Source organism: Pseudomonas fildesensis (assembly GCF_001050345.1).
Lineage (GTDB): Bacteria > Pseudomonadota > Gammaproteobacteria > Pseudomonadales > Pseudomonadaceae > Aquipseudomonas > Aquipseudomonas fildesensis.
Genome location: NZ_LFMW01000017.1, coordinates 114,619 through 136,431, shown reverse-complemented (window position 1 = coordinate 136,431; position 21,813 = coordinate 114,619). Strand labels below are relative to the sequence as shown.

General features: G+C 59.6%; 21 protein-coding genes. 11 read left to right on the top strand and 10 right to left on the bottom strand.

What is annotated here, in order from left to right; all coding sequences use genetic code 11:
- Window positions 1-106 precede the first annotated feature (106 nt).
- Window positions 107-1,174, top strand: coding sequence for an AI-2E family transporter (locus ACR52_RS22635; protein ID WP_048729671.1), 1,068 nt, complete (start codon window positions 107-109; stop codon window positions 1,172-1,174).
- A 3-nt stretch (window positions 1,175-1,177) separates the two neighbouring features.
- Here the strand turns inward: ACR52_RS22635 and ACR52_RS22630 are convergent, their stop codons facing one another.
- From ACR52_RS22630 to ACR52_RS22620, 3 genes are all read right to left on the bottom strand, one after another.
- Window positions 1,178-1,360, bottom strand: a complete 183-nt coding sequence (locus ACR52_RS22630) for a hypothetical protein (protein WP_048729669.1) — start codon at window positions 1,358-1,360, stop codon at window positions 1,178-1,180.
- A gap of 91 nt (window positions 1,361-1,451) precedes the next feature.
- The gene (locus tag ACR52_RS22625; protein WP_048729667.1) at window positions 1,452-1,646 is read right to left on the bottom strand and encodes a hypothetical protein; all 195 of its coding nucleotides are present in this window, start codon (window positions 1,644-1,646) and stop codon (window positions 1,452-1,454) included.
- 244 nt (window positions 1,647-1,890) lie between these two features.
- The gene (locus ACR52_RS22620; RefSeq protein ID WP_048729666.1) at window positions 1,891-2,247 is read right to left on the bottom strand and encodes a hypothetical protein; all 357 of its coding nucleotides are present in this window, start codon (window positions 2,245-2,247) and stop codon (window positions 1,891-1,893) included.
- Window positions 2,248-2,403: 156 nt separating this feature from the next.
- On the opposite strand from ACR52_RS22620, the gene ACR52_RS22615 reads away from it, so the two are divergent.
- A complete protein-coding gene (locus ACR52_RS22615; RefSeq protein ID WP_048729665.1) occupies window positions 2,404-3,222 on the top strand; it encodes a shikimate 5-dehydrogenase in 819 nt (272 codons plus the stop codon).
- A gap of 64 nt (window positions 3,223-3,286) precedes the next feature.
- Here ACR52_RS22615 and ACR52_RS22610 read toward each other — a convergent pair whose 3' ends face one another.
- Entirely contained in the window at window positions 3,287-3,934 is a 648-nt protein-coding gene (locus tag ACR52_RS22610) for a YceH family protein (RefSeq protein WP_048729664.1), read from the bottom strand.
- Window positions 3,935-4,051: 117 nt separating this feature from the next.
- On the opposite strand from ACR52_RS22610, the gene ACR52_RS22605 reads away from it, so the two are divergent.
- Window positions 4,052-4,561, top strand: a complete 510-nt coding sequence (locus tag ACR52_RS22605) for a DUF1993 domain-containing protein (RefSeq protein WP_048729663.1) — start codon at window positions 4,052-4,054, stop codon at window positions 4,559-4,561.
- Window positions 4,562-4,628: 67 nt separating this feature from the next.
- On the opposite strand, the gene sstT is transcribed toward ACR52_RS22605, so the two are convergent.
- Window positions 4,629-5,849: a serine/threonine transporter SstT gene (gene sstT / locus ACR52_RS22600; protein WP_048729661.1), complete on the bottom strand. Its 1,221-nt coding sequence runs from the start codon at window positions 5,847-5,849 to the stop codon at window positions 4,629-4,631.
- 244 nt (window positions 5,850-6,093) lie between these two features.
- Between sstT and ACR52_RS22595 the strand changes: the two genes are divergently transcribed.
- The gene (locus tag ACR52_RS22595) at window positions 6,094-7,248 is read left to right on the top strand and encodes an MFS transporter (protein ID WP_048729659.1); all 1,155 of its coding nucleotides are present in this window, start codon (window positions 6,094-6,096) and stop codon (window positions 7,246-7,248) included.
- Between the two features lie 4 nt (window positions 7,249-7,252).
- On the opposite strand, the gene nhaR is transcribed toward ACR52_RS22595, so the two are convergent.
- Window positions 7,253-8,155: a transcriptional activator NhaR gene (gene nhaR / locus ACR52_RS22590; protein ID WP_048729656.1), complete on the bottom strand. Its 903-nt coding sequence runs from the start codon at window positions 8,153-8,155 to the stop codon at window positions 7,253-7,255.
- 134 nt (window positions 8,156-8,289) lie between these two features.
- Here nhaR and ACR52_RS22585 point away from each other — a divergent pair, with 134 nt between their 5' ends.
- The 4 genes from ACR52_RS22585 to mnmH all read left to right on the top strand — a co-directional run bounded on the left by ACR52_RS22585 (window position 8,290) and on the right by mnmH (window position 11,551).
- Complete coding sequence (locus ACR52_RS22585) at window positions 8,290-8,541, top strand: hypothetical protein (RefSeq protein WP_048729655.1); 252 nt, start codon at window positions 8,290-8,292, stop codon at window positions 8,539-8,541.
- 28 nt (window positions 8,542-8,569) lie between these two features.
- Window positions 8,570-9,319 (top strand): TerC family protein, encoded by a 750-nt coding sequence (locus ACR52_RS22580; RefSeq protein WP_048729653.1) that lies wholly within the window; start codon window positions 8,570-8,572, stop codon window positions 9,317-9,319.
- 94 nt (window positions 9,320-9,413) lie between these two features.
- Window positions 9,414-10,448, top strand: coding sequence for a selenide, water dikinase SelD (gene selD / locus ACR52_RS22575; protein WP_048729651.1), 1,035 nt, complete (start codon window positions 9,414-9,416; stop codon window positions 10,446-10,448).
- Complete coding sequence (gene mnmH / locus ACR52_RS22570; RefSeq protein ID WP_048729649.1) at window positions 10,448-11,551, top strand: tRNA 2-selenouridine(34) synthase MnmH; 1,104 nt, start codon at window positions 10,448-10,450, stop codon at window positions 11,549-11,551. The genes selD and mnmH overlap by 1 nt, the downstream gene beginning before the upstream one ends.
- A gap of 116 nt (window positions 11,552-11,667) precedes the next feature.
- Here mnmH and ACR52_RS22565 read toward each other — a convergent pair whose 3' ends face one another.
- Together ACR52_RS22565 and ACR52_RS22560 are read right to left on the bottom strand one after the other, a co-directional pair.
- Window positions 11,668-12,723: a permease gene (locus ACR52_RS22565; protein ID WP_048729814.1), complete on the bottom strand. Its 1,056-nt coding sequence runs from the start codon at window positions 12,721-12,723 to the stop codon at window positions 11,668-11,670.
- A gap of 191 nt (window positions 12,724-12,914) precedes the next feature.
- Complete coding sequence (locus ACR52_RS22560) at window positions 12,915-13,616, bottom strand: hypothetical protein (protein WP_048729646.1); 702 nt, start codon at window positions 13,614-13,616, stop codon at window positions 12,915-12,917.
- Window positions 13,617-13,867: 251 nt separating this feature from the next.
- Here ACR52_RS22560 and ACR52_RS22555 point away from each other — a divergent pair, with 251 nt between their 5' ends.
- The 3 genes from ACR52_RS22555 to hemB all read left to right on the top strand — a co-directional run bounded on the left by ACR52_RS22555 (window position 13,868) and on the right by hemB (window position 16,518).
- A complete protein-coding gene (locus ACR52_RS22555) occupies window positions 13,868-14,566 on the top strand; it encodes a glutathione S-transferase N-terminal domain-containing protein (protein ID WP_048729639.1) in 699 nt (232 codons plus the stop codon).
- 4 nt (window positions 14,567-14,570) lie between these two features.
- Window positions 14,571-15,413, top strand: coding sequence for a PhzF family phenazine biosynthesis protein (locus tag ACR52_RS22550; RefSeq protein ID WP_048729637.1), 843 nt, complete (start codon window positions 14,571-14,573; stop codon window positions 15,411-15,413).
- Window positions 15,414-15,543: 130 nt separating this feature from the next.
- The gene (hemB, locus tag ACR52_RS22545; RefSeq protein WP_048729634.1) at window positions 15,544-16,518 is read left to right on the top strand and encodes a porphobilinogen synthase; all 975 of its coding nucleotides are present in this window, start codon (window positions 15,544-15,546) and stop codon (window positions 16,516-16,518) included.
- A 57-nt stretch (window positions 16,519-16,575) separates the two neighbouring features.
- On the opposite strand, the gene ACR52_RS22540 is transcribed toward hemB, so the two are convergent.
- Both ACR52_RS22540 and ACR52_RS22535 read right to left on the bottom strand, forming a co-directional pair.
- Window positions 16,576-16,956, bottom strand: coding sequence for a hypothetical protein (locus tag ACR52_RS22540; RefSeq protein ID WP_048729633.1), 381 nt, complete (start codon window positions 16,954-16,956; stop codon window positions 16,576-16,578).
- Window positions 16,953-21,749, bottom strand: coding sequence for an RHS repeat-associated core domain-containing protein (locus ACR52_RS22535; RefSeq protein WP_048729630.1), 4,797 nt, complete (start codon window positions 21,747-21,749; stop codon window positions 16,953-16,955). Before ACR52_RS22535 ends, ACR52_RS22540 begins: the two co-directional genes overlap by 4 nt.
- Between the last annotated feature and the right edge of the window lie 64 nt (window positions 21,750-21,813).

Genomic DNA, 21,813 nt, shown 5'->3' with positions numbered 1-21,813 from the left:
GATCCAGGTCTACGCTTACGGCAACACAGATGGCACTCCCAGGATTTTCGGCGGACTAAGCACCTGGACGCAAACGCGCGCCCGGCTTTTTTGACATGGATCGAACATGAATCAAACCAACCTGCAATTCAAAACTCTGCTGTTACTGCTGGTCCTGGTGACCATTGCCTTTATCTGGATATTGCTGCCGTTTTATGGCGCGGTGTTCTGGGCGGTCATTCTGGGCATCATCTTTGCCCCGATGCAGCGGCGCCTGCAGGCGAAATTTGGCTGGAACCGCAACCTGACCTCGCTGGGCACCCTGATGGTCTGCCTGGTGATCGCGATTCTGCCGGTGATCATCACCAGCGCCTTGCTGGTGCAAGAGGGTGCCACGCTTTATAAAAACATCGAAAGCGGCAAGTTGGACGTAGCCGGCTATATCGAGCAGTTCAAGAACTTCCTGCCGCCGTACTTCCAGCACCTGCTCGACCGCTTCGGCATGGGCAACCTGGAAGGCCTGCGCGAGAAGATCGTCAAGAGTGCGATGCAGGGCAGTCAGTTTTTCGCCACGCAGGCGTTCAGCTTCGGCCAGGGCACGTTTGATTTCCTGGTGAGCTTTTTCATCATGCTGTATTTGCTGTTTTTCCTACTGCGCGACGGCCCGGAGTTGGTGCGCAAGGTGCGTACGGCGGTGCCGTTGGCCGAGCCGCAAAAGCGTCGCCTGCAACTCAAGTTCAATCGGGTGGTGCGTGCCACGGTCAAGGGCAATGTGCTGGTGGCCGTGACCCAAGGGGCGCTGGGTGGTTTGATCTTTTGGTTTCTGGATATTCCCAGTGCGCTGCTCTGGGCGGTACTGATGGCGTTTCTGTCGCTGCTGCCGGCGGTGGGTGCGGGGATTGTGTGGGGCCCGGTGGCGGCGTATTTCCTGATGAGCGGGGCGATCTGGCAAGGCGTGGTACTGGGCTTGTTCGGCGTCTTCGTGATCGGCCTGGTGGACAACGTGCTGCGCCCAATCCTGGTAGGCAAGGACACCAAGATGCCGGACTACCTGATTCTGATCTCGACTTTGGGCGGGCTGTCGGTCTTCGGCCTGAACGGGTTTGTGATCGGGCCGCTGGTGGCGGCATTGTTCATGTCCAGCTGGGCGTTGTTTGTCGAAAGCAAGCCACGGGTCAAGTTGCCGTTGCCGTAGGGCTCAGGCGTGGAGACTGAAGCAGGATGTTTGTTGCAGCTGTTTTTCAGCCGCGGACAACGAGGTGAGCGGGCCGCTGATAGGCTCGCCATCGCGTACCAGGTACCAGCATGCGAGCAGTCCAAGTTTGCGCAAGGGGGCGGGAACGGCGCTGCCGATGACGGACATGATCTGAATAGTGGGCATAAATACCTCCGGTTGCTATGGAGGTCACCTTACGGGGCGTGAGCGTCGAGGAAAAATCACCTGGCTCGATAGTCGACATCAACGCCAGGTGTCAATCCACCACCTGGTCGAGCATTTTCACCACTTCCTGCTCGCTGAGCAGGCCCTTTTGCACCAGGCTCTCCGCCAGTAACGCTAGGAATTTTGCGCTGCGGTGGCCTTCGAGGTGCTTGAGTTCGGTCAAGGCGCTATAGACCTTGCTGGACGTACAGAGTCCGGCGGTGCGGTGCGGGTTTTGCGTGGGCATGGTCAGTCGTCCGTGTTGTTATTGGGTGGACAGGATGAGTGTGTGAGTGTGTCGTGACATAAACATGACAGCGCGAGCCCATATCGGGCAAGTAGACTTTCGACCTCAATGATGTGGGATTGCCGCCAGGTCACTGTCCTCATAGCGACCTTGGCGCGATCAATCCGGACTTTTCCGGATAAATCGTTGCCCAAAAAAAGGCCCCGCGGGTGGGCGAGGCCTGTTCAGGTGCGTCAGTTCAAGGTTACCAGCCGCGGCCGTAGTAGCCACCGTGGGGAGGACCGTAGTAGCCACGTGGCGGCCCGTAATAGACCGGCGCCGGGCGGTAATAGACCTGTTGTTGCACATACACCGGTGGTGGCGGTGCGTAGTAGACCGGTGGTGGCGCGGCGTAGACCGGCTGCGGTTGCACATACACCGGCTGCTGCACATAGACCTCGCGCGGCTGGCTGGCAACCACAGAGCCCACGACGGCTGCGCCTACTATCGCACCCAAGACGGCCGGGCCACCCCATCCACCACCGTGGGCGGAGGCTTGGCCTGCCATAGCGAGTGCACCGATCAGCAAGGCGATCTTGGGGATTTTACGAATCATGGTCATTCCTCGGTTAGCCCCTGCGCTTGTGGTCTGCAATCAATAGACTCAAGTAATGTCGCGGGGATACTTTTAAGACAACGTATTTCTGAAAAACAGCACAGCCGCTAGGTAAAGGTTGTGTAAGGTCTGTATCGATTTGCTTACTTCAAGGAGTTACCCATGCAGATGCACCCCAACAAGGACACCCAACTGTGCATGTCACTGTCGGCGCGTCCCGGGAATTTTGGCTTGCGTTTTCATAACCATCTGTACGAACAGCTGGGTTTGAACTTCTACTATAAAGCCTTCAGCAGCCAGGATTTGCCCGGCGCGATCGGCGGTATCCGGGCGCTGGGGGTGCGTGGTTGCGGGGTTTCCATGCCATTCAAGGAAGCCGCCATTGCCTTAGTGGAAGAACTCGACGATTCAGTTCAAGCCATCGACTCCTTGAACACCATCGTCAATACCGCCGGCCGTCTGAAGGCCTACAACACGGATTACATCGCCATCGAACAACTGCTGAAAAAGCATGCGGTGCCGAAGGAATCGACCTTCGCCCTGCGTGGCAGCGGCGGCATGGCCAAGGCCGTGGCCAGTGCGTTGCGCGATGGTGGCTTCGCCAATGGCGTGATCGTGGCGCGCAATGAACCGGCAGGCCGGGCGTTGGCACAGAACCTGGGGTATGAATGGCAAGCGGAGCTAGGCGAGTTGCGCCCGCAGATGCTGATCAATGTGACGCCCATCGGCATGACCGGTGGGGCCGAGGCGGATGCGTTGTCGTTTGAAGCGGATGTTATCGATGCGGCTGACACTGTCTTCGATGTGGTGGCGATCCCCGCTGAAACCCCATTGATCGTGCGCGGGCGTGCCCAAGGCAAGCGTGTGATCACCGGGCTGGAAGTGATCGCGATTCAGGCGTTGGAGCAATTTGTGCTCTACACCGGTGTGCGGCCGACGCAGGAGCAGTTTGAGAAAGCCGTGGTGTTTGCCCGCAGCTGAAGGCATACACATTCCCTGTGGCAAGCCCGCTCGCCACAGGGCATGTGAATGCCACAAAAGCCGCTTATTCCAGGCGCGCCAGGCGCTCTTCCAGTGCGGCAATCCGCGCTTCCAGCTCTTCGATTCGCTCCAAGGAAACACCACCGGCGGCCCCACGTTCCACCGGACTCCCCCGCGCCGCGATAATCACCTCGATATCCGCCGGGTCCCCCAACGCATGGGTATAGCGATCCTCCCGCTGTCCCGCCTGACGCGGTACCAGCAACGCCAGTCCGCGCGCAATCAGGCGTTCGAGTTGGTGCACCACCTGCTCGGCATCTTCGAAGTCATGCATGCGCCCGCTGCGTGTCAGCAGTTCGTTAACCGTCTGCGGCCCACGCAGAAACAGCAGGCCGGTGAGGATCACCTGGGCCGGCACCAGTTCCAGCGCCTTGTCCACGCGATGTTCCCAGCGGTCGGCGCGGCTGCCCATCACCAGCCGGGTATAACCCTGGCCTTCCAGCGCACGCAGGCTTTGGCCGACCTGGCCCTGGCTGAGGTTCATCACCGGCTCGCGGCTGGTCTTTTGGTTGCAGGCCAGCACCAGCGCGTTGAGGGTCAGGGGATAGGTTTCGGGGTTGGTCGCCTGTTTTTCGATCAGGCAGCCCAGGAGGCGGATTTCCGTGCTGTTCAGGCGCGGCTCAGGGGTGTCGGTGTCGTGCTCGGCGGTCATCGCGCTTTCCCTATGCAGTGAAGGTCACTAGCCTAATCCTGAAAAAATAAAAGACAAGCGGCGGGCATGGCTATAATCGCCGCTGGTTCCAACCCTGCCATTATCGATGAGACTGTCATGACTATTTCCCTGTACGCCGCCTCCATCCCAGTCTTCAAGCAAATGCTCACCGCCCTTAGCGATGTGCTGAACAAAGCCGAAGCCCACGCCACCGCCAAGAACATCGATCCGAACGCCTTGCTGCAAGCGCGTTTGTTCCCGGATATGTTCCAGCTGGTGCGCCAGGTGCAGATCGCCGTCGATTTCGCCAAGGGCGTTTCCGCACGCCTGGCCGAGATTGAAGTGCCGAAATACGAAGATACCGAAGTGACCTTCGCCGACCTGCAAGCGCTGATCGCCAAGGTACTGGCCTTCGTCGACACCATCACCCCGGCCCAGATCGACGGCAAGGAAGGCATCGAAATCATCACCCGCCCAGGCACCCCGAAAGAGAAGCGCTTCAGCGGCCAGTCGTACCTGCTGACCTACGGCCTGCCGCAGTTCTTCTTCCACGTCACCACCGCTTACGCCTTGCTGCGTCACAACGGTGTGGAAGTGGGCAAGCGTGATTACATGGGCGCTTTCTAAGCGCAGTCATAAAAAAGCCCGGCTCGGTTCTTTAGCGAACCGAGCCGGGCTTTTTTGTGCGCGGGTTTCAGGCCAACTGCTCTTCCTTGCCCAGGCACGCCGCCGCCGTAAACAGCACATCGGTCGACGAGTTGAGCGCGGTTTCCGCCGAGTCCTGCAACACACCGATGATGAATCCGACCGCCACCACCTGCATGGCGATTTCGCTGGGAATGCCGAACAGGTTGCACGCCAGGGGAATCAGCAGCAGCGAGCCGCCGGCGACGCCCGATGCACCGCAGGCGCAGATCGCCGCGACCACGCTGAGCAACACCGCGGTGGGCAGGTCGATGGCAATTCCCAACGTGTGCACAGCGGCCAGGGTCAGCACGGTGATGGTGATCGCGGCCCCGGCCATATTGATGGTGGCACCCAGCGGGATTGACACCGAATAGGTGTCTTCATGCAGCCCCAGGCGTTTGCTCAACGCCAGGTTCACCGGAATATTCGCCGCCGAGCTGCGGGTGAAGAAGGCAGTGATGCCGCTCTCACGCAGGCACATCAGCACCAGCGGGTAGGGGTTGCGGCGCAGTTTCCAGAACACGATGGCCGGGTTGACCACCAGCGCCACGAACAGCATGCAGCCGATCAACACCACCAGCAGGTGGGCGTAACCGAGCAGTGCGCCGAAGCCGGAGGTGGCCAGGGTCGAGGCCACCAGGCCAAAGATGCCCAGCGGCGCAAAGCGGATCACCACGCGTACGATCAGCGTCACGCCGTTGGACAGGTCATCGAGCACGGTGCGGGTGGTTTCGCTGGCATGGCGAATGGCAATGCCCAAGCCGATGGCCCATGCCAGGATGCCGATAAAGTTGGCGTTCATCAGCGCACTCACCGGGTTATCCACCACGCTGAGCAACAGGCTTTGCAGCACCTCGAGGATGCCACCGGGGGCGCTCACGGTGGTGTCATGGGTGGCGAGCACCAGCGTCGAGGGGAACAACGCGCTGGCAATCACCGCCACCACGGCGGCGGCAAAGGTGCCCAACAGGTACAGGAACAGGATCGGCCTGATATGAGTTTGTTGGCCATGTTTATGGCTGGCAATGGACGCCATCACCAGCACAAAAACCAGGATCGGTGCCACGGCCTTGAGCGCGGCGACAAACACTTTGCCGATAAACCCGGAGGCCTTGGCCGCTTCGGGCAGAAGCAAGGCCATAAGGATGCCGGCGATCAGGCCGATGACGATTTGCGTGACCAGGCTGACGCGCAGCAGTCGTTGCAAAAGGGAAGGGGCAGCAGTCATAAACACTTGTCTCTCGTTTTTTTTTGGGAGGCTCAGCGGCGCAATCAGAAAGGGCTGTAGGACGCGGGTCGCGAAGTCTAGCATGCTGTGGGAAATGTCCCGGTCGCTGCGGCATTCCGTTACCCGCTGTCAGCCGGCCTTCGCCAAGTCCGGACATGTTCTGTTAAGATTCCTCCCTCTCATCTTTCCTCTCTGTCAGCGAGCCCCTCGGGCTGTCGTTGATGTCGTCGTTTCTGGAGTTTCCATGCTGTTTCCCATCCTGCTGCTGTCGGCGGCCGGCTTTACCGTGCTGACCACAGAATTCGTTATCGTCGGCCTGTTGCCGTCGATTGCCCGGGACTTGAATGTCAGCGTGTCCCAGGCCGGGCTGCTGGTGACACTGTTCGCGTTCACCGTTGCGGCGTTCGGCCCATTCCTGACCGCTTACTTCGCGCGGTTCCCGCGTAAGCGCCTTTTCATTGCCATCCTGATCATGTTTGCCGTGGCCAATACCGTGGCGGCCCTGGCGCCAAATATCTGGGTGATGGCCGTGGCGCGCTTGATCCCTGCGTTGGGCTTGCCAGTGTTCTGGGCGCTGGCCAGTGAAACGGCGGTGGACATCGTCGGCCCTGAATACGCGGGCCGGGCGATCGAGAAAATTGGTTTCGGGATTGTCTGCGCGACCGTGTTCGGTATTCCGGTGGGCACGCTGATTTCCGACATGTTCGGCTGGCGCAGCGCGTTTGCCATCTTGGCGGTGATTGCGCTGGCCAAGGCGCTGCTGCTGTTTATCTACCTGCCGGTGACGAAGGCGAAGAACGAGCAAGTCACGCTGCGTTCGCAGTTCAAGCTCCTGCGCAGCCCGTTGATGCAAGGGCATATCCTGTTGTCGATTCTGGTCTTCAGCGGCATGTTTACCGCTTATACCTACCTGGCGGACATCCTTGAGCGCCTGGCCGGTTTCGACGGCACGCTGGTCGGCTGGTGCCTGATGGGCTTCGGCGCGGTCGGCCTGATCGGCAACTCCCTCGGCGGTCGCGCCGTGGATCGCCACCCGTTGATCGCCTCTATGGTGTTCTGCGGGTTCATGATCGCCGGCATGGTGGCGGTGGTTCCGGCGATTCACTCCACAGTCGGGCTGGCGGCGGCCATGGCAGTGTGGGGCGTGACCCAGGCGGCGATGTTCCTGGTCAGCCATGTGCGGTTGATGAAGGCCGCGCCCCATGCGCCGGCGTTTGCCGCGTCGCTGAACATCGCGGGGGCCAACCTGGGCATCGGCCTGGGGGCGCTGGTGGGTGGGCATGTGATCGACACGTTGGGCCTGGGCAGCCTGGGCTTTGCCGCCTCGGGGTTTATCCTGGTGTCGATCCTGCTGGCGCTGTGGCTGATGACCGCCAAGCCAGTGCCGACACCGGCCTGAGGCGTCAGGGCAGGGCGGTAAACAGCTCTCGTCGAGCGCCTTCGGTAATCGCCACGATGCCGGGGTGCTTGACCTTGCGCTCCACCGAGATCGCGTAAAACGATTCGGTCACCGCAAACGTCTGGCCAATCAGCACCACGCCGTACTGGCGCACCACCTCGTCGGCAATCACGCTGGGCGCGATGAAGATCCCGCTGCCGGATTGGCCAAACGCCTGCATCAAGGCGCTGTCGTCAAACTCACCGATGATCCTGGGTTGAATCTGCTGCTCGGCAAACCAGCGCTGCAAGCGGCTGCGCACCACGGTCTCTGCCCCCGGAATCAACAGCGGCGCATCGTGCAAACACTGTGGGAAATCGCCGCCGTGCTGGTCAGCCAAGGCCTGGGTGGCGAAAAAGCTGATGCCGCATTCCCCCAGCTTCTGGCTGTAGCCCTTGATGTCCAGGTGCGTGGGCATCGGGCTGTCGGAGATCACCAGGTCCAGGCGCTGGATCGCCAGGTCGGCCAACAAACGTTCGAGTTTGTCTTCACGGCAAGTGATGCGGATCGGTTCGCTGAGCTCCATGGTCGGCGCGATCAGCCGGTAGACGATGGACTTGGGCACCACGTCCGCCACCCCGACCCGGAACAAAATCTGCTGCTCATTAGGCTGCGCGCGCAATATCGCCTCCAGTTCATTGCCGGTCTGGAACATCTGTTCGGCGTACGGCAGGGCCCGTCGCCCGGCCTCGGTCAACTCCAGCTGGCGTCCCACCCGTTGAAACAGTGCGATACCGAACGTTTGCTCCAGCAGGCTGATCTGCCCGCTGATGGTCTGCGGCGTGAGGTTAAGTTGCTCACAGGCGCGCACGATGCTGCCGGTCTTGGCCACAACCCAGAAGTAGTGCAGCTGTCTATAATTCAGCATGGCGACCTACACTTCGTAAAAACCGAAGTATACTCGAGAAAAATACGAATTTTACTGAACTGTTCGTCTGCATAGAATGCCTCGCTATCGAGGGGCCACTATTTGGACCCAAAGGTTCTAACGAGGAATACATCATGAAACTCAATTCCCTGGGCGCGGCGTCGTTGCTTGCGCTTTCATTGGTGATGATCAGCGGCTGTGACCAAGTCGAAAAAAGCGCACAGCAGGTGATGGGCAAGGCCACCGAATCGGCCAAGCAAGTGATCGATGAAACCCACAAGGCCGCCGAACAGGCGTTGAGTGAAGCGACACAAGGCTTGATCAGTCCGGAAAAAAAGGATGATCAGGAAGAAAACGAGTCTGAATCGAACAGTAAAGAAGCCTAATTTCCCCGTACAACGTCAGGACTGACCTATGGACTACCTTTTACAACTGGCCGCCAGCCCCACCGCCTGGGTCGCACTGGCTACCTTGATCGTCATGGAAATCGTGCTGGGCATCGATAACCTGATCTTTATCTCGATTCTCACCAACAAATTGCCCGAGAAGCACCGGGCCAAGGCGCGGCGCATCGGTATCAGCATGGCGTTGATCCTGCGCCTGGGCCTGTTGAGCACCATCGCATTTATCGTGCAATTGACGGCGCCGGTGTTCGAGATCTTGGGTCAGGCGTTCTCCTGGAAAGACATGATCCTGATCGCCGGTGGCTTGTTCCTGGTGTGGAAGGCGACGACCGAGATCCATCACAGCATGGACCCGGAGCCTGAAGAGAAGGCCAGCGCCGGCAATGCCGTGTCCATCGGCTTTGCTGCGGCCATCGGGCAGATCCTGTTGCTCGACCTGGTGTTCTCCATCGACAGCATCATTACTGCCGTGGGCATGACCGAGCACTTGCCGATCATGATCATTGCCGTGGTGGTTTCGGTGATCGTGATGTTGGTGGCGGCAGAGCCGTTGGCCAAGTTCATCAACGACAACCCGACCGTGGTGATGCTGGCGCTGGGCTTCTTGATCATGATCGGCATGACGCTGATCGCCGAAGGCTTCGGCGCCCATGTGCCAAAAGGCTACGTGTATGCGGCCATGGCGTTCTCGGCAGCGATCGAGTGCTTGAACATTGCACGACGTAACCGGCACAAGCGTTTACTGGCTGCCAAACAGTAAAAGCAATGCCTAAAAGGCCGGCTGCACTCGCAAGAGTCCAGCCGGCCTTTTGCTGTCTGATAGAATCCGCGCACTTGATAGCTTGAGGTCCACCATGAACGAGCCGATTCGCCTTACCCAGTACAGCCACGGCGCGGGTTGCGGCTGCAAGATTTCGCCCCAGGTGCTGGAAGTGATCCTTGCCGGCAGCGGCGCACAGAACCTTGATCCCAAGCTGTGGGTGGGCAACGCCTCGCGTGATGATGCGGCGGTGTACGCCATCGACGACGAGCGCGGCGTGGTCTCCACCACTGACTTTTTCATGCCGATTGTCGATGATCCCTTCGACTTCGGCCGTATCGCCGCCACCAATGCCATCAGCGACATCTACGCCATGGGCGGCGACCCGTTGATGGCCATCGCGATTCTCGGCTGGCCGGTGAATGTGCTGGCGCCGGAGATCGCCCGTGAAGTGATCCGTGGCGGCCGTTCGGTGTGCGACGAAGCCGGCATCCCCTTGGCGGGTGGCCATTCCATCGACGCCCCGGAGCCGATTTTCGGCCTGGCGGTGACCGGCCTGGTGCAAAAGCGCCACATGAAACGCAACGACACCGCCACCGCCGGCTGCCGTTTGTACCTGACTAAACCCCTGGGCATCGGCATCCTCACCACCGCCGAAAAAAAGGGCAAGTTGCGCGAGGCGGACATCGGCCTGGCCCGTGACTGGATGTGTACCCTCAACAAGCCCGGCAGCCGTTTTGGCAAGTTGGCGGGCGTGAGCGCCATGACCGATGTCACCGGTTTCGGCCTGCTTGGCCACTTGGTCGAAATGGCCGACGGCAGTGGCCTGACGGCCCGCATCGAATACGAAAAAGTCCCACGCCTGCCAGGGGTCGAGTACTACCTGGAACAAGGCTGCGTGCCGGGTGGCACCTTGCGCAACTTCGACAGCTACGCCAGCAAGCTCGGGCGCCTGCAGGAACTGCACAAACGCGTGTTGTGCGACCCGCAGACCAGCGGCGGCCTGCTGATCGCGGTCACCCCTGAAGGCGACGCCGAGTTCCAGGCGGTGGCCGCTGAACTGGGCCTGAGCCTTGAGCCAATCGGCGAACTGGTTGAGCGACAGACCAACGCGGTCGAGGTGTTTTGATGGCGACCGACATCACCGATTACCGCGACATCTTCCTCAACGACCGGCCAATGATGGACACCCGTGCGCCGATTGAATTCACCAAGGGCGCGTTCCCTGGTGTGATCAACCTGCCGCTGATGACCGACGACGAGCGCCAACGGGTCGGCACCTGTTACAAGCAGCAGGGCCAGCAGGCGGCCATCGTGCTGGGGCACGAGCTGGTGTCCGGGGCGATCAAGGCCGAACGCATCGAACACTGGGCGCAGTTCGCCCAGGCCAACCCCGACGGTTACCTGTACTGCTTTCGTGGTGGGTTGCGGTCGCAGATCGTGCAGCAATGGCTTAAAACCGAAGCCGGTATCGAGTATCCGCGCGTTGGCGGTGGCTACAAGGCCATGCGTACTTTCTTGTTGGACACGCTGGAGCAGGCCACGGCCGAGTGTGATTTCGTATTGCTGGGCGGCATGACCGGCACCGGCAAGACCGAAGTACTTGGCCAACTGCGCAACGCCCTTGACCTGGAAGGCCACGCCAACCATCGTGGCTCCAGCTTCGGCAAGCGCGCCACGGCGCAGCCGTCCAACATCGACTTCGAGAACCGCCTGGCGGTAGACCTGCTGAAAAAACGCGCGGGCGGCATCGAGCAGTTTGTGGTCGAGGATGAGAGCCGCATGATCGGCAGTTGCGCGCTGCCGTTGCCGTTGCACAAGGGCATGCAGGCGTTCCCGATGGTGTGGCTGGAAGACAGTGTTGAAGGCCGCGTCGAGCGCATCCTGCGTGATTATGTGGTCGATCTGTGTGCGGAATTTGTTGAGGTGTTTGGCGACACCGGCCAGGCGCTGTTTGCCGAGCGCTTGACCCAGAGCCTGATCAATATCCACAAACGTTTGGGCGGCGAGCGCTTCCAGCGGTTGCAGGCAGTTTTGCAGGATGCCCTGGCGGAACAGGCCCGCAGTGGCGCGGTGGACCTGCACCGGGTGTGGATCGAAGGGTTGCTGCGCGAGTATTACGACCCGATGTACGCGTTCCAGCGCGAAAGCAAAGGCGCGCGCATCGAGTTCGCCGGGGAGCAGGCAGCGGTGGTGGCTTATCTGCGCGAGCGCGATGCTCGACGAAGTTGATGGGCAGTATTCAAGAGCCTCATCGCGAGCAAGCCCGCTCCCACATTTGAAGGTATTCACAATTCAAAATGCAGGCGCCGGCTTGCCGGCGATAGGGCCCTAAGCCCGCCCAATACCTAAAGAATCACCGCCCCGATCAAGCCGCACACCACGCCCATCAACATGGTCAGCCCGGCGACGGTCATCAGCACCCGTGCATCGAAATCCTTGCGCAACATCAGCAGCGACGGCAGGCTCACGCTCGGCAGGGTCATCAGCAAAGCCACGGCCGGGCCGGTGCCCATGCCCAGGGTCATCATGGTTTGTACGATAGGAATCTCGGCTGCCGTAGGAATAACGAACAACGTGCCGACGATCGCCAGCGGCACCAGCCACACCAGGCTGTCGGTCATCGCCCCATCCACATGGGGGAACAGCCAGACCCGCGCCGCGCCCAATATCAGCACCGCCAGGATGTAGATCGGGATGGTGCTCCAGAACAGCTGCCACAAGGTGCGCAACCAACGGCTCAGGAACGGTTGGGACTCGACAACGCTGGCCTCGGCCACCGCGCCCAGTGCCGCTTCCGGCACCTGCTCCGGGTGCGCAATGCGCTGCGCCACAAGCGACACGCCCACCACCAGCACAATGCCCGCCACCAGCCGCAACGCGGTAAAACCCCAGCCCAGTACAAATCCCATAAACACCAGGGTGGCCGGGTTCAACACCGGGTTGGCAATCCAGAACGCCAGCGCCGCGCCCACCGACACTTGCTGACGACGCATGCCCGCCGCCACCGGCGCCGCGCAGCAACTGCACATCATCCCCGGCAAGGCGAACAGCCCGCCGCGCAGGGTCGAGCCCAGCCCGGCGCGGCCAAACAGGCGCAACAGCCAGTCGCGGGGGATCAACACTTGCAGCAACGAGCCGAGAATCACCGCCAGGACGGCGGCTTTCCAGATCGCCAGGAAATACACCTGGGCATAGGCCAGCGCTGCCGACAGGGGCGAGCTTTGCTGATCGTTCAAAATCGAAGCGCCGATGCTGTGGTTATCGGCGGCGACAAAGGCCTTGAGGTAGTAGGGCGACCATTTCACGTAATACAGGCCGATGCAGGCCACGAGCAGGAACAGTGCTGGTTTCCACCAGAACGACCAGCCCCGGTTGGGCTGGGTGGAAGCGAGGTTGGGCATGGAGATGATCCGCAGAAGAGTCAATAGCGGGGCATCATACGCGCCTGCCATTGATCGTTCCCACGCTCTTGCGTGGAAATGCATCCTGTGACGCTCCGCGTCACCCGTGCGTAAGGCTCAAGCCGAAGCCGGACGCGGAGCGTCCCAAGCGGCATTACCACGCGGGGGCGTGGGACCGATCGTGGTGTGCCTCAGGTATCTGCGCTGACTTGGGTCGCTTCCGGACAGCTATGCTCGCCGTTATTCAGGCCCTGCTTATAGTTGCGACTCAGCAGCGACGCTTTGCCGTTGTGCCAGGTCAGCGTCAGCACATACAGCGTGTCGTAATCGCTGCCGGACCAGTCCTGGGTGATGGTGTGCTTTTCGCCCGCGGCTTCACTGGCCACCTTGTTGATCAACTCCGGCAGGTAGCCGTGGGACCAGGCAGTGTAAATGGTGGCGTTATGGTATTTGTCTTCCACCAGCTCATCGGCAAGGGCGCTGGTGTCATTTGCCGAGAACTTGATGTTCACCGGCAACCCGAGCTTGATCGCGCTGGGGCTGATGGTCATCAGGGGGCGAATGTAACTGTAGGAATTATCCAGCTCGCCTTCTTCGACGTTTCGCGTCGGGTTGGCAGCAAACACGAAGTCGGCCTTGCCGAATTTTTCCGGCAATACGGTTGCCAGGTTCATCGCGCGGTTCAGGCCCTGGCAGTTGAGCTGGCCCAGGCCGCCGGCGGGTTTTTCGCCGTGGCGCAGGAACACCAGGGTTTGCACGCCGTCGACCGGCTCGGCGCGGCTGATGCGCGACTCCAGGGTCAGGCCGATGGCGCCGCCGATCAGCAATACCGGCAACATGATGTATGAATATCGTTTCAGACGTTGCGCAAGGCACAGAGGCTTGATGGTCATTAGGTTCGAGTCTTCAGTGCATCTGATTAAGGCGGACAAGCCCGGCCACAGTGACGCATCTGGCGTCCTGCGGTTTTCCCTGTCGATAGAGCGAAGTGCCTCCATTCACCGTTCGTGCGCACTTAAGAGTGCCGATGGGCGTGTTGGTTCGCCTGTGGAGGAGATTAGCCGGCCGATGTTGCGTATTGATGACCCATGCAGGACGGGGGGCAGATGACTATCATGGGGGCTTTCTGCTTAGGGGTTTCCCGATGAACGCACTCGATAACTTCCCGATCAACAGCAAATGGCCTGCCCAGCATCCTGAGCGTCTGCAACTGTACTCGTTGCCCACGCCCAACGGGGTAAAAGTCTCGATCATGCTCGAAGAGCTGGGCCTGCCTTATGAAGCGCACAAAGTCAGCTTCGAGACCCAGGACCAGTTGTCCCCCGAGTTCCTGTCCCTGAACCCCAACAACAAGATCCCCGCGATCATTGACCCCAACGGCCCCGGCGGTCAGCCTTTGGCACTGTTCGAGTCTGGTGCGATCCTGATTTACCTGGCGGAAAAATCCAGCCAGATGCTCTCCGAAGACCCGGCCACACGTTATGAAACCATTCAGTGGCTGATGTTTCAGATGGCCGGTATCGGCCCGATGTTTGGCCAGGTTGGTTTTTTCAACAAGTTCGCCGGTAAGTCTTACGAAGACAAGCGCCCCCGCGACCGCTACGTCGCCGAGTCCCGGCGTTTGCTGGCCGTCCTGGAAAAACGCCTGCTGGGTCGTACCTGGATCATGGGCGACGATTACAGCATCGCCGACATCGCTACCTTCCCGTGGATTCGCAACCTGATCGGCTTCTACGAATCGGGCGACCTGGTGGGCATCGCCGACTTCCCCAACGTGCTGCGCGTGCTGGACGGCTTTGTCGCCCGGCCGGCGGTGATCCGTGGCCTGAATATTCCGAGCTGAGCCCATGCCGACTTTCGATTTCAAGCAACTGGATGTATTCAGCAGCGTGCCGCTCAAAGGCAACCCGCTGGCGGTGGTGTTGGGCGCCGACAGCCTGACTGACCAACAGATGGCCGACTTCGCCAAGTGGACCAACCTCAGCGAAACCACGTTTCTGCTGACGCCACGTGATCCGCGGGCTGACTACCGGGTGAGAATTTTCACCACCTTGACGGAGCTGCCGTTCGCCGGGCACCCGACCCTGGGCAGCTGCCACGCGTGGTTGCAGGCGGGGGGCGTTCCAAAGGGGTGGGAGATCATCCAGGAATGCGAAATCGGCTTGGTGCGTATTCGTCGCCAAGGCGATGAACTCGCATTTATTGCGCCGCCGTTGTTGCGCGCCGGGGCGGTGGAAGCGTCATTGCTGGAGCGTGTTTGCGTTGGGTTGGGCTTGGCGCCCGAGGCCATTGTGCGCAGCCAGTGGGTGGACAATGGCGCGGGCTGGCTGGCGGTGATGCTGGCTGACCGCCAGACGGTGCTCGATCTGCAGCCCGACTATTCGCAGTTGCTCGGATTGGCGATTGGAGTGATCGCCCCCTGTGATCCCGCGCGGGATGCGGTAGACGCGCAGTTTGAGGTACGCGCCTTTATCGCCGGCGACGGAGCCCAGGAAGATCCGGCCACCGGTAGCTTGAATGCCGGCGTAGCCCAATGGTTGCTGGGCGAAGGCTTGGCACCTGAGCGCTACGTAGTCAGCCAGGGCACCGCCATGGGGCGCGAAGGGCGCATCCACGTTGAGCGTCAAGGTGACGAAATCTGGGTGGGCGGTGTCGTGGCGGTGTGCATTGAGGGGCGTCTACAGCTCTAGATCAATGCAATTGTTGCAGGTTTCGCAATAAACTATTGGCGCCCTGGCATTTGTGCTGCCAGGGGCAGGGGCATAAGCTTTCGCCCCAAAGTTTTCAGCCTTAACTGTTTAGCCTCAAGTCAGGACAGCCATGACCAGCCAGTTCCCCCAAGCCCGCCCACGCCGCCTGCGCCGCTCCCCGGAGCTGCGTGGCTTGTTCCAGGAAACCGAATTCACCCTCAATGACCTGGTGCTGCCGATTTTTGTCGAAGAAGAAATCGACGACTTCGTGCCGATCACCAGCATGCCGGGGGTGGTGCGTATTCCCGAGAAGAAGCTGGCCGGCGAGATCGAGCGCTATGCCCGTGCCGGCATCAAGTCAGTCATGACCTTTGGCGTGTCCCACCACTTGGACGCCAACGGCAGCGACACCTGGAAAGAGCGCGGCCTCGTCTCGCGCATGTCCTCGATCATCAAGGACGCCGTGCCGGAAATGATCGTGATGTCCGACACCTGCTTCTGCGAATACACCGACCACGGCCACTGCGGCGTGATGCACGGCGCCCATGTCGATAACGACGCGACCCTGGTCAACCTCGGCAAACAAGCCGTGGCCGCCGCCCGCGCTGGCGCCGACGTGATCGCACCCTCGGCCGCGATGGACGGCCAGGTCCAAGCCATTCGCCGTGCCCTGGACGACGCCGGTTTCACCCATATCCCGATCATGGCCTATTCCACCAAGTTCGCCTCGGCCCTCTACGGCCCGTTCCGCGAAGCCGGCGGCAGCGCACTCAAGGGCGACCGCAAAAGCTACCAAATGAACCCGATGAACCGCCGCGAAGCCGTGCGCGAATCGCTGCTCGACGAACAGGAAGGCGCCGACGCACTGATGGTCAAACCAGCGGGTGCCTACCTCGACATCATCCGCGACATCCGCGAAGCCTCACGCCTGCCAGTGGCGGCGTACCAGGTCAGCGGCGAATACGCGATGATCAAGTTCGGCGCGCAGGCGGGGGCGATTGATGAAGATCGCGTGGTGCGGGAAACGTTGGGGTCGATCAAGCGCGCGGGTGCGGATTTGATTTTTACGTACTTTGCGATGGATTTGGCGTTGGCGGGGATCTGAGGGCATCGACTGAGCCTGTGGCGAGGGCAAACTCGTCACAGGGGCTTCAAGCCACATCTACACCGATTCAGCCCAGCGTTGGCAGAAGTTATGTTGCTCCTGTATGTCGTTAGTGAGATTGTTTTCTTCATAAGAGAAAATATGCACAAGTTCACCGTCCGGTACTCCCATCGTCATCTCGTACGCAACAAGACCGTTAGACATGTGCGAAGACATTCCTGACGGGTGGACGTTGATTTTTGAGCCTTTACATAAAAACGTTATATCTTTTAAGTCTGCCCTCAATAAACCGAAGCAATCATATAGGTCTAGTGCTGTGTAGCTTTTTCGTGTTTCATCGCTCAGCCTTAGGTGAAGGGTAGGCTTGCCCCCTTCATATTCGATTACTGCGCTTTCATGTATCCCGTTTTTGATAATGGTGATTTCACGTGATTTCATGGGTATTTCCTATTAGGGTTCAATATTGTGTATCCCTTGTAGGTACCGTCTTCGTAGACAGGTGAAGCACCTAAAATATCTTTGGTATCTATGCGTTCTGGAATCGCGATTTCTAACTCATTTTTGTGTTTGGAACGAGCGCCTAGTTCCTTATTTACATCTCTACCAGGGATTTTTCTTAGCGTGTAAAGAAACCCTTCCTCGAATCCATAATTTGATGCGAATACCAACGCTTGGGTGCTAGAGGTTGAAGTAGGTACAAAGTTACTTGGGGGGCTAGCGTTGTTTATCGAATGCAGATAAAGGTCCGTGCTGGACCCTCGACTCTCAAATCCCTTTTCAAAAATTTCATCTGGTTCTCTTAGATCTCCACGATATAAATAACGCCGATTTTTCTGTGAGGTTGGAGCCGATGGCGACTTCTCATCAACCTTTACCTTCTCTGTAGGCCCCTCTTTTTTTGATTGCTGTTTACACCCATCCTCTCCTGGGCATGCGTTTAAGCCTAGCGGGTCTATCCACCCTGTAGGATTGGGTACGTACTGGTAGCAGTTAATCCCACCCGCCAGCTTCACTGGGTCTGGCGTCAGGTAACGACCAACATCCGGATTGTAGTAGCGATGGCGGTTGTAGTGCAGTCCGCTTTCCTGGTCGAAGTATTGACCCTGGAAACGCAGCGGGTTGTCGATTTTTCCGATGTCGAGGCGGGCGATTTCGCCGTAGGCGCGGTAGTGTGCGGACCAGACGATTTCACCGTCGGGGGCGGTGAGTTCCTGCGGGGTACCGAGGTGGTCCAGTTGGTAGTGGAAGGGCTTTGTTTCTTTTGGGCCAAATCCTTCCAACAGCGCCAATGGCCGGAAGCTGTCCGGTTCGTAGATATAGCTGCGATGGCGATCCGCGTGGTGCTCGGTAATCAGCTTGTCGCCTTGCCAGAAAAACTCCGTAGTGATGCCGTCGACGGTTTTGCTGATGCGCCGACCAAACGGGTCGTAGCGATAGCTCGCGGTTTGGCCGTTAGGTTGAGTAAGGCCGATCAACCGATGTTGGCAGTCGTAGCGGTATTCGGTCACCAACTGGTGACCGCGACCGCGACGCTCGCGTATGAGGTTGCCGAAGGCGTCGTAGTCGTAGTGGCGGTCGCCCTGGATCATCAGGCGGTTGCCGGCGACGATGTCGGGCCCGGGGCGGTCGAGCATGAGGAGGTTGCCCGCTGGGTTGTGGGCGAAGCGTTCTTGCACGTCTTGCGAGTGGTTGGCGCGGGTCAGGCGGGCGAGGGGGTCGTAGTGGTAGAGGTGTTCGCCTTTACGGGTGTCGAGGAGGCGGGTGAGATTTCCCGTTTTATCGTAGTCGTATTGGCGTTGGTAGAGGGTGTGTTGCTGTTGGGTGAGGGTGTGGGCGTGCAGGCGGTTTTGGTCGTCGTGGTGGTAGTGGCTGAGGAGTTGGCCTTGTTGGCGCTGGCGTTCGCGGCCGTCTTTGAATAGGTGTGATGTCAGCTGCGCGCCGTTCAGTTCGACGGTGGAAAGGTGGCCGCCTTTGTCGTGGTTAAACACGAGGCGGTTGTTGTCCGGCAGGCGCAGGTTTTTCAGTTGGCCGCAGGCGTCGTAGCCGTAGCGCAGGGTGCCCCAGCCTTGGTGTTCGCCGGTGAGGCGGTTTTGGACGTCGTATTCGTAGGCTAACGCCCAGTGGCCGTCGTCGACGCTGAGGAGGTTGCCTTGGCGGTCGTAGGTGTAATCGACGTTTTTGCCATCGGGCAGGGTTTTTCGTACAAGCCGTCCGGCGTGGTCTCGCGTGTAACGGGTGACTAGCTGACTGTCATCGTCGCCGTGTTCAGTCTTCTCTTGCAGGTTGCCGTTGAGATCGTAAACGTAGGCGGTGCGCTGCCCGTCAAAACCGGTTTCCTGTTGGATCAGGCCGTTTGGGTGGTAGTCCAACTTATACGTTTCGCCGATTTCGTTTTCGATCTCGGTCAGCAGCAACCGCACGTTGTCGTAGCGATAGTTGACCTGGGTGCCATCCGCGTTGAGACGGCGGCTGATCAGGTGCAATCCGTCGGCGTATTCGTAACGGGTGACGTGCCCCAGTTCATCGCGTTCTGCGGTGATTTTTCCGTAGGGGTTATAGCTGTATTCCCTAAAAGCACCGCCCGGCAATACGACACGATTTAACCGGCCAACACTGTCCCACTCATATTGGCTCAGCGCGCCATGTTCGTCCTCACGCGCAACCTGCCGCCCAAGATCGTCATAGCGATAGCGCTTGATCCCGCCATTCGGCAACTGCTCCTCAAGCAACTGCCCCCGCTCATTCCACACCAGCCGCTGGCAACTGTGATCCGGATACCAAACCCCAATCAGCTGCCCGTATTTGTTGTAGCTGTAGTCCGTAACCTGTCCGTCCGGATCGGTCCTACGCGTAACGTCGCCCTGATCATTACGCTCATACTTCCAAACCGCTTCCCCACGCCGCACAACCCGTACGAACCCGTTGTCATGCTCGTAGGAAGTCGGCTCGTCCTCCCCCGGAAACAGCGCCACCAAACGCCCGGCTTCGTCGTACTGATACGCCGTCACCGCCCCCAGCGGGTCCTGCTCGACCGTCAGCCGGCCTTTGTCATCGTAGGATTTGAAATGCTCGGCACCGTCAGGATCAATCCGCTGCACCAACCGTGCACGCTGGTCATGAACGTAAACTTCCCGGCTACCATCAGCGTTATGAACGCCAACGCGGCCGTCATCCCCCCAGATATACCGCGTGTCCATCTGCGAAAAACTGGCCCAGTGCCGAACACATCGCGCCGCCTTGCCAGACCGTTCCCACGCCCAAAAGAAACTCGCCCCACCGGCCAACTGCCGTTCAAGAATGACGTGCTGCTCGTCGTACCGATAACCCTCACTTTCGCCTACGGCATTGGTCGCCGAGACCAGTCGTCCAATGTCGTCATAGGCGTAGGAAACGACGTTCTGCTCGGTCACCCAGACGAAAGGTTCATGCCCCGTGGCGCGATGAATCTGGTAATCCACCGCCACGATTCGGCCGAGCTCATAGCGCAAGAACAATGACCGACCGACACCGTTATCCAGCCGCTCAACCCGCCCCAGCACATCTCGCGAAACCCGCAGCCGGTTGTCATACGCATCGCTGATCGCTGTCAGCGTGCCATTGCGAAAATGATAAAAACGCGACGCCTGGGCAAGCACCAGTTCATCAGGCACAGACCCCAGGTAGATCGCTGCTTCGGCCAGCGAGTTAGTGATTGCCGGTCGCGATGCAGTAGGCAAGGGCAGGGCAGTCGACCGATTCTCATGATCCGTCCAGACCACCGAATCACCGTCAACCGTAAGCCGCTGCGCCAGCGAGTGACTCCACCCAAACCCCAGCCCGCAATCCACTTCCACCGCACTGGTGCGGTAAACCCTTGTCCACTCAAACGGCAATATCCCGTCCAGCGAACCATCCGTCAGCGTCAGCAACTCCTCCCCAGTCACCATCGACACCGGGCAGCCGTTAGTCAGCGTCTTATCCGAAGAAGCGGAGGCATCCCCAGCCGGGTTCTTCGCCGAAGCGGGCACATCATCGACGTGTTCCTGCCGGACCAGCACCGTCCGCTGCGTAGCCTTGTCGCGAACCGCCGGCACCGGGTTCGAAACCAACTGCTCCCCCGCCTTCAACTGCACAGCCGGCACCGTCCTGATCGGGATCGCCTGGCTACCCAGCAATATCGGCTTGGCCATCTCAGCATGATCATTCACGCGAGATTTTCCGAACTGCGCGGCCATGTGTTCCAACCATTTGCGCGCTCGGTGAGACTTGATGCCGCCCAGCACATTTGTGCTCATCCGCACCGCTACGCCCATGCCGGCCGTGGCGAGGAGCAGCAATAGATTGATCAGGACTTCGGCGCTGATTTCCCCCAGCAACTCGTTCATATACGGCGGTGGCAACATCCGCATCCAGCTGACCATAGCCGCCAGATAGATGAACAACAGCGGTTCATCACTGAGCACCAGCAGCGCTTTGGCCAGGGTTTCGGTACTGACTTTCAGCAGCTTTTCAAACGCTGCCTGGGACAGGTAATGCAGCAGTTTTTTTGCATTGGCCAACGGGTCTGCAAGCCACTGAAACAGCTGCTTTATATTGTCCCAGAGTGACTGCAAAGCTTCGCCAAAACCACGAGCGTAGGCGTGGTGGAGCGAGAGGTAGCGCTTGAGGAAGTTCGCTTCGGAGTAGCCCTTCCACAGCGGTTCGAAGGTGGTGCCCCATTCGCTGCGCAGCCAGCCCTCCAGCGGTGTGATTACCGATTGATAGGAGGCGTACAGCGCTTTGAAATGCTCTTTGGAAACGTTGGGGTAGAAACTGACTCGGTACTTCTGGTTGCGATCACACTCGGTGATTTCCAGAATGCCGCTGGGGCCGATGGTTTTGTGGAGGGGCTCGCCCAGCGGGCCGCCGTTGGGATCGATGCGTTGCAGCATCACCGGTGTGTTGCCAATGGGCACAAACCGTGAGCTCTGGAACATATGCACCAGGGTCAACGTGCCATTTGCCTGGCACGTTGCAGTGGTCGTGCTGGGCATGATGGAGCGGTTGATCGGCGCGACGAGCGCCACTTCATCGCCGACTTTGAATATCTGCTCGACATCCAGCGCGGAAAAACTGAAAAAGCTTTCCGCCCAGGCATCGTAGGAATTAAGGCAGCGCCGGAAATCGCTGAGGACGGATTCGACGTCCCGCGTCTTCGCATCCATGGCGGCCAGCACCAGAAGACCGATGGTCTGGCTGGTCACGCCGATCATGAGGCAGCCTCAACAACCGGGGCCTTAACGGAAAAAACCATCTGCAATCCCTCGCACTGTGTAT

Excerpts from the sequence above, each read along its gene's own strand:
- ACR52_RS22635 (WP_048729671.1), top strand. The coding sequence starts at position 107 with ATGAATCAAACCAACCTGCAATTCAAAACTCTGCTGTTACTGCTGGTC.
- ACR52_RS22630 (WP_048729669.1), bottom strand. The coding sequence starts at position 1,360 with ATGCCCACTATTCAGATCATGTCCGTCATCGGCAGCGCCGTTCCCGCC.
- ACR52_RS22625 (WP_048729667.1), bottom strand. The coding sequence starts at position 1,646 with ATGCCCACGCAAAACCCGCACCGCACCGCCGGACTCTGTACGTCCAGC.
- ACR52_RS22620 (WP_048729666.1), bottom strand. The coding sequence starts at position 2,247 with ATGACCATGATTCGTAAAATCCCCAAGATCGCCTTGCTGATCGGTGCA.
- ACR52_RS22615 (WP_048729665.1), top strand. The coding sequence starts at position 2,404 with ATGCAGATGCACCCCAACAAGGACACCCAACTGTGCATGTCACTGTCG.
- ACR52_RS22610 (WP_048729664.1), bottom strand. The coding sequence starts at position 3,934 with ATGACCGCCGAGCACGACACCGACACCCCTGAGCCGCGCCTGAACAGC.
- ACR52_RS22605 (WP_048729663.1), top strand. The coding sequence starts at position 4,052 with ATGACTATTTCCCTGTACGCCGCCTCCATCCCAGTCTTCAAGCAAATG.
- sstT (WP_048729661.1), bottom strand. The coding sequence starts at position 5,849 with ATGACTGCTGCCCCTTCCCTTTTGCAACGACTGCTGCGCGTCAGCCTG.
- ACR52_RS22595 (WP_048729659.1), top strand. The coding sequence starts at position 6,094 with ATGCTGTTTCCCATCCTGCTGCTGTCGGCGGCCGGCTTTACCGTGCTG.
- nhaR (WP_048729656.1), bottom strand. The coding sequence starts at position 8,155 with ATGCTGAATTATAGACAGCTGCACTACTTCTGGGTTGTGGCCAAGACC.
- ACR52_RS22585 (WP_048729655.1), top strand. The coding sequence starts at position 8,290 with ATGAAACTCAATTCCCTGGGCGCGGCGTCGTTGCTTGCGCTTTCATTG.
- ACR52_RS22580 (WP_048729653.1), top strand. The coding sequence starts at position 8,570 with ATGGACTACCTTTTACAACTGGCCGCCAGCCCCACCGCCTGGGTCGCA.
- selD (WP_048729651.1), top strand. The coding sequence starts at position 9,414 with ATGAACGAGCCGATTCGCCTTACCCAGTACAGCCACGGCGCGGGTTGC.
- mnmH (WP_048729649.1), top strand. The coding sequence starts at position 10,448 with ATGGCGACCGACATCACCGATTACCGCGACATCTTCCTCAACGACCGG.
- ACR52_RS22565 (WP_048729814.1), bottom strand. The coding sequence starts at position 12,723 with ATGCCCAACCTCGCTTCCACCCAGCCCAACCGGGGCTGGTCGTTCTGG.
- ACR52_RS22560 (WP_048729646.1), bottom strand. The coding sequence starts at position 13,616 with ATGACCATCAAGCCTCTGTGCCTTGCGCAACGTCTGAAACGATATTCA.
- ACR52_RS22555 (WP_048729639.1), top strand. The coding sequence starts at position 13,868 with ATGAACGCACTCGATAACTTCCCGATCAACAGCAAATGGCCTGCCCAG.
- ACR52_RS22550 (WP_048729637.1), top strand. The coding sequence starts at position 14,571 with ATGCCGACTTTCGATTTCAAGCAACTGGATGTATTCAGCAGCGTGCCG.
- hemB (WP_048729634.1), top strand. The coding sequence starts at position 15,544 with ATGACCAGCCAGTTCCCCCAAGCCCGCCCACGCCGCCTGCGCCGCTCC.
- ACR52_RS22540 (WP_048729633.1), bottom strand. The coding sequence starts at position 16,956 with ATGAAATCACGTGAAATCACCATTATCAAAAACGGGATACATGAAAGC.
- ACR52_RS22535 (WP_048729630.1), bottom strand. The coding sequence starts at position 21,749 with ATGATCGGCGTGACCAGCCAGACCATCGGTCTTCTGGTGCTGGCCGCC.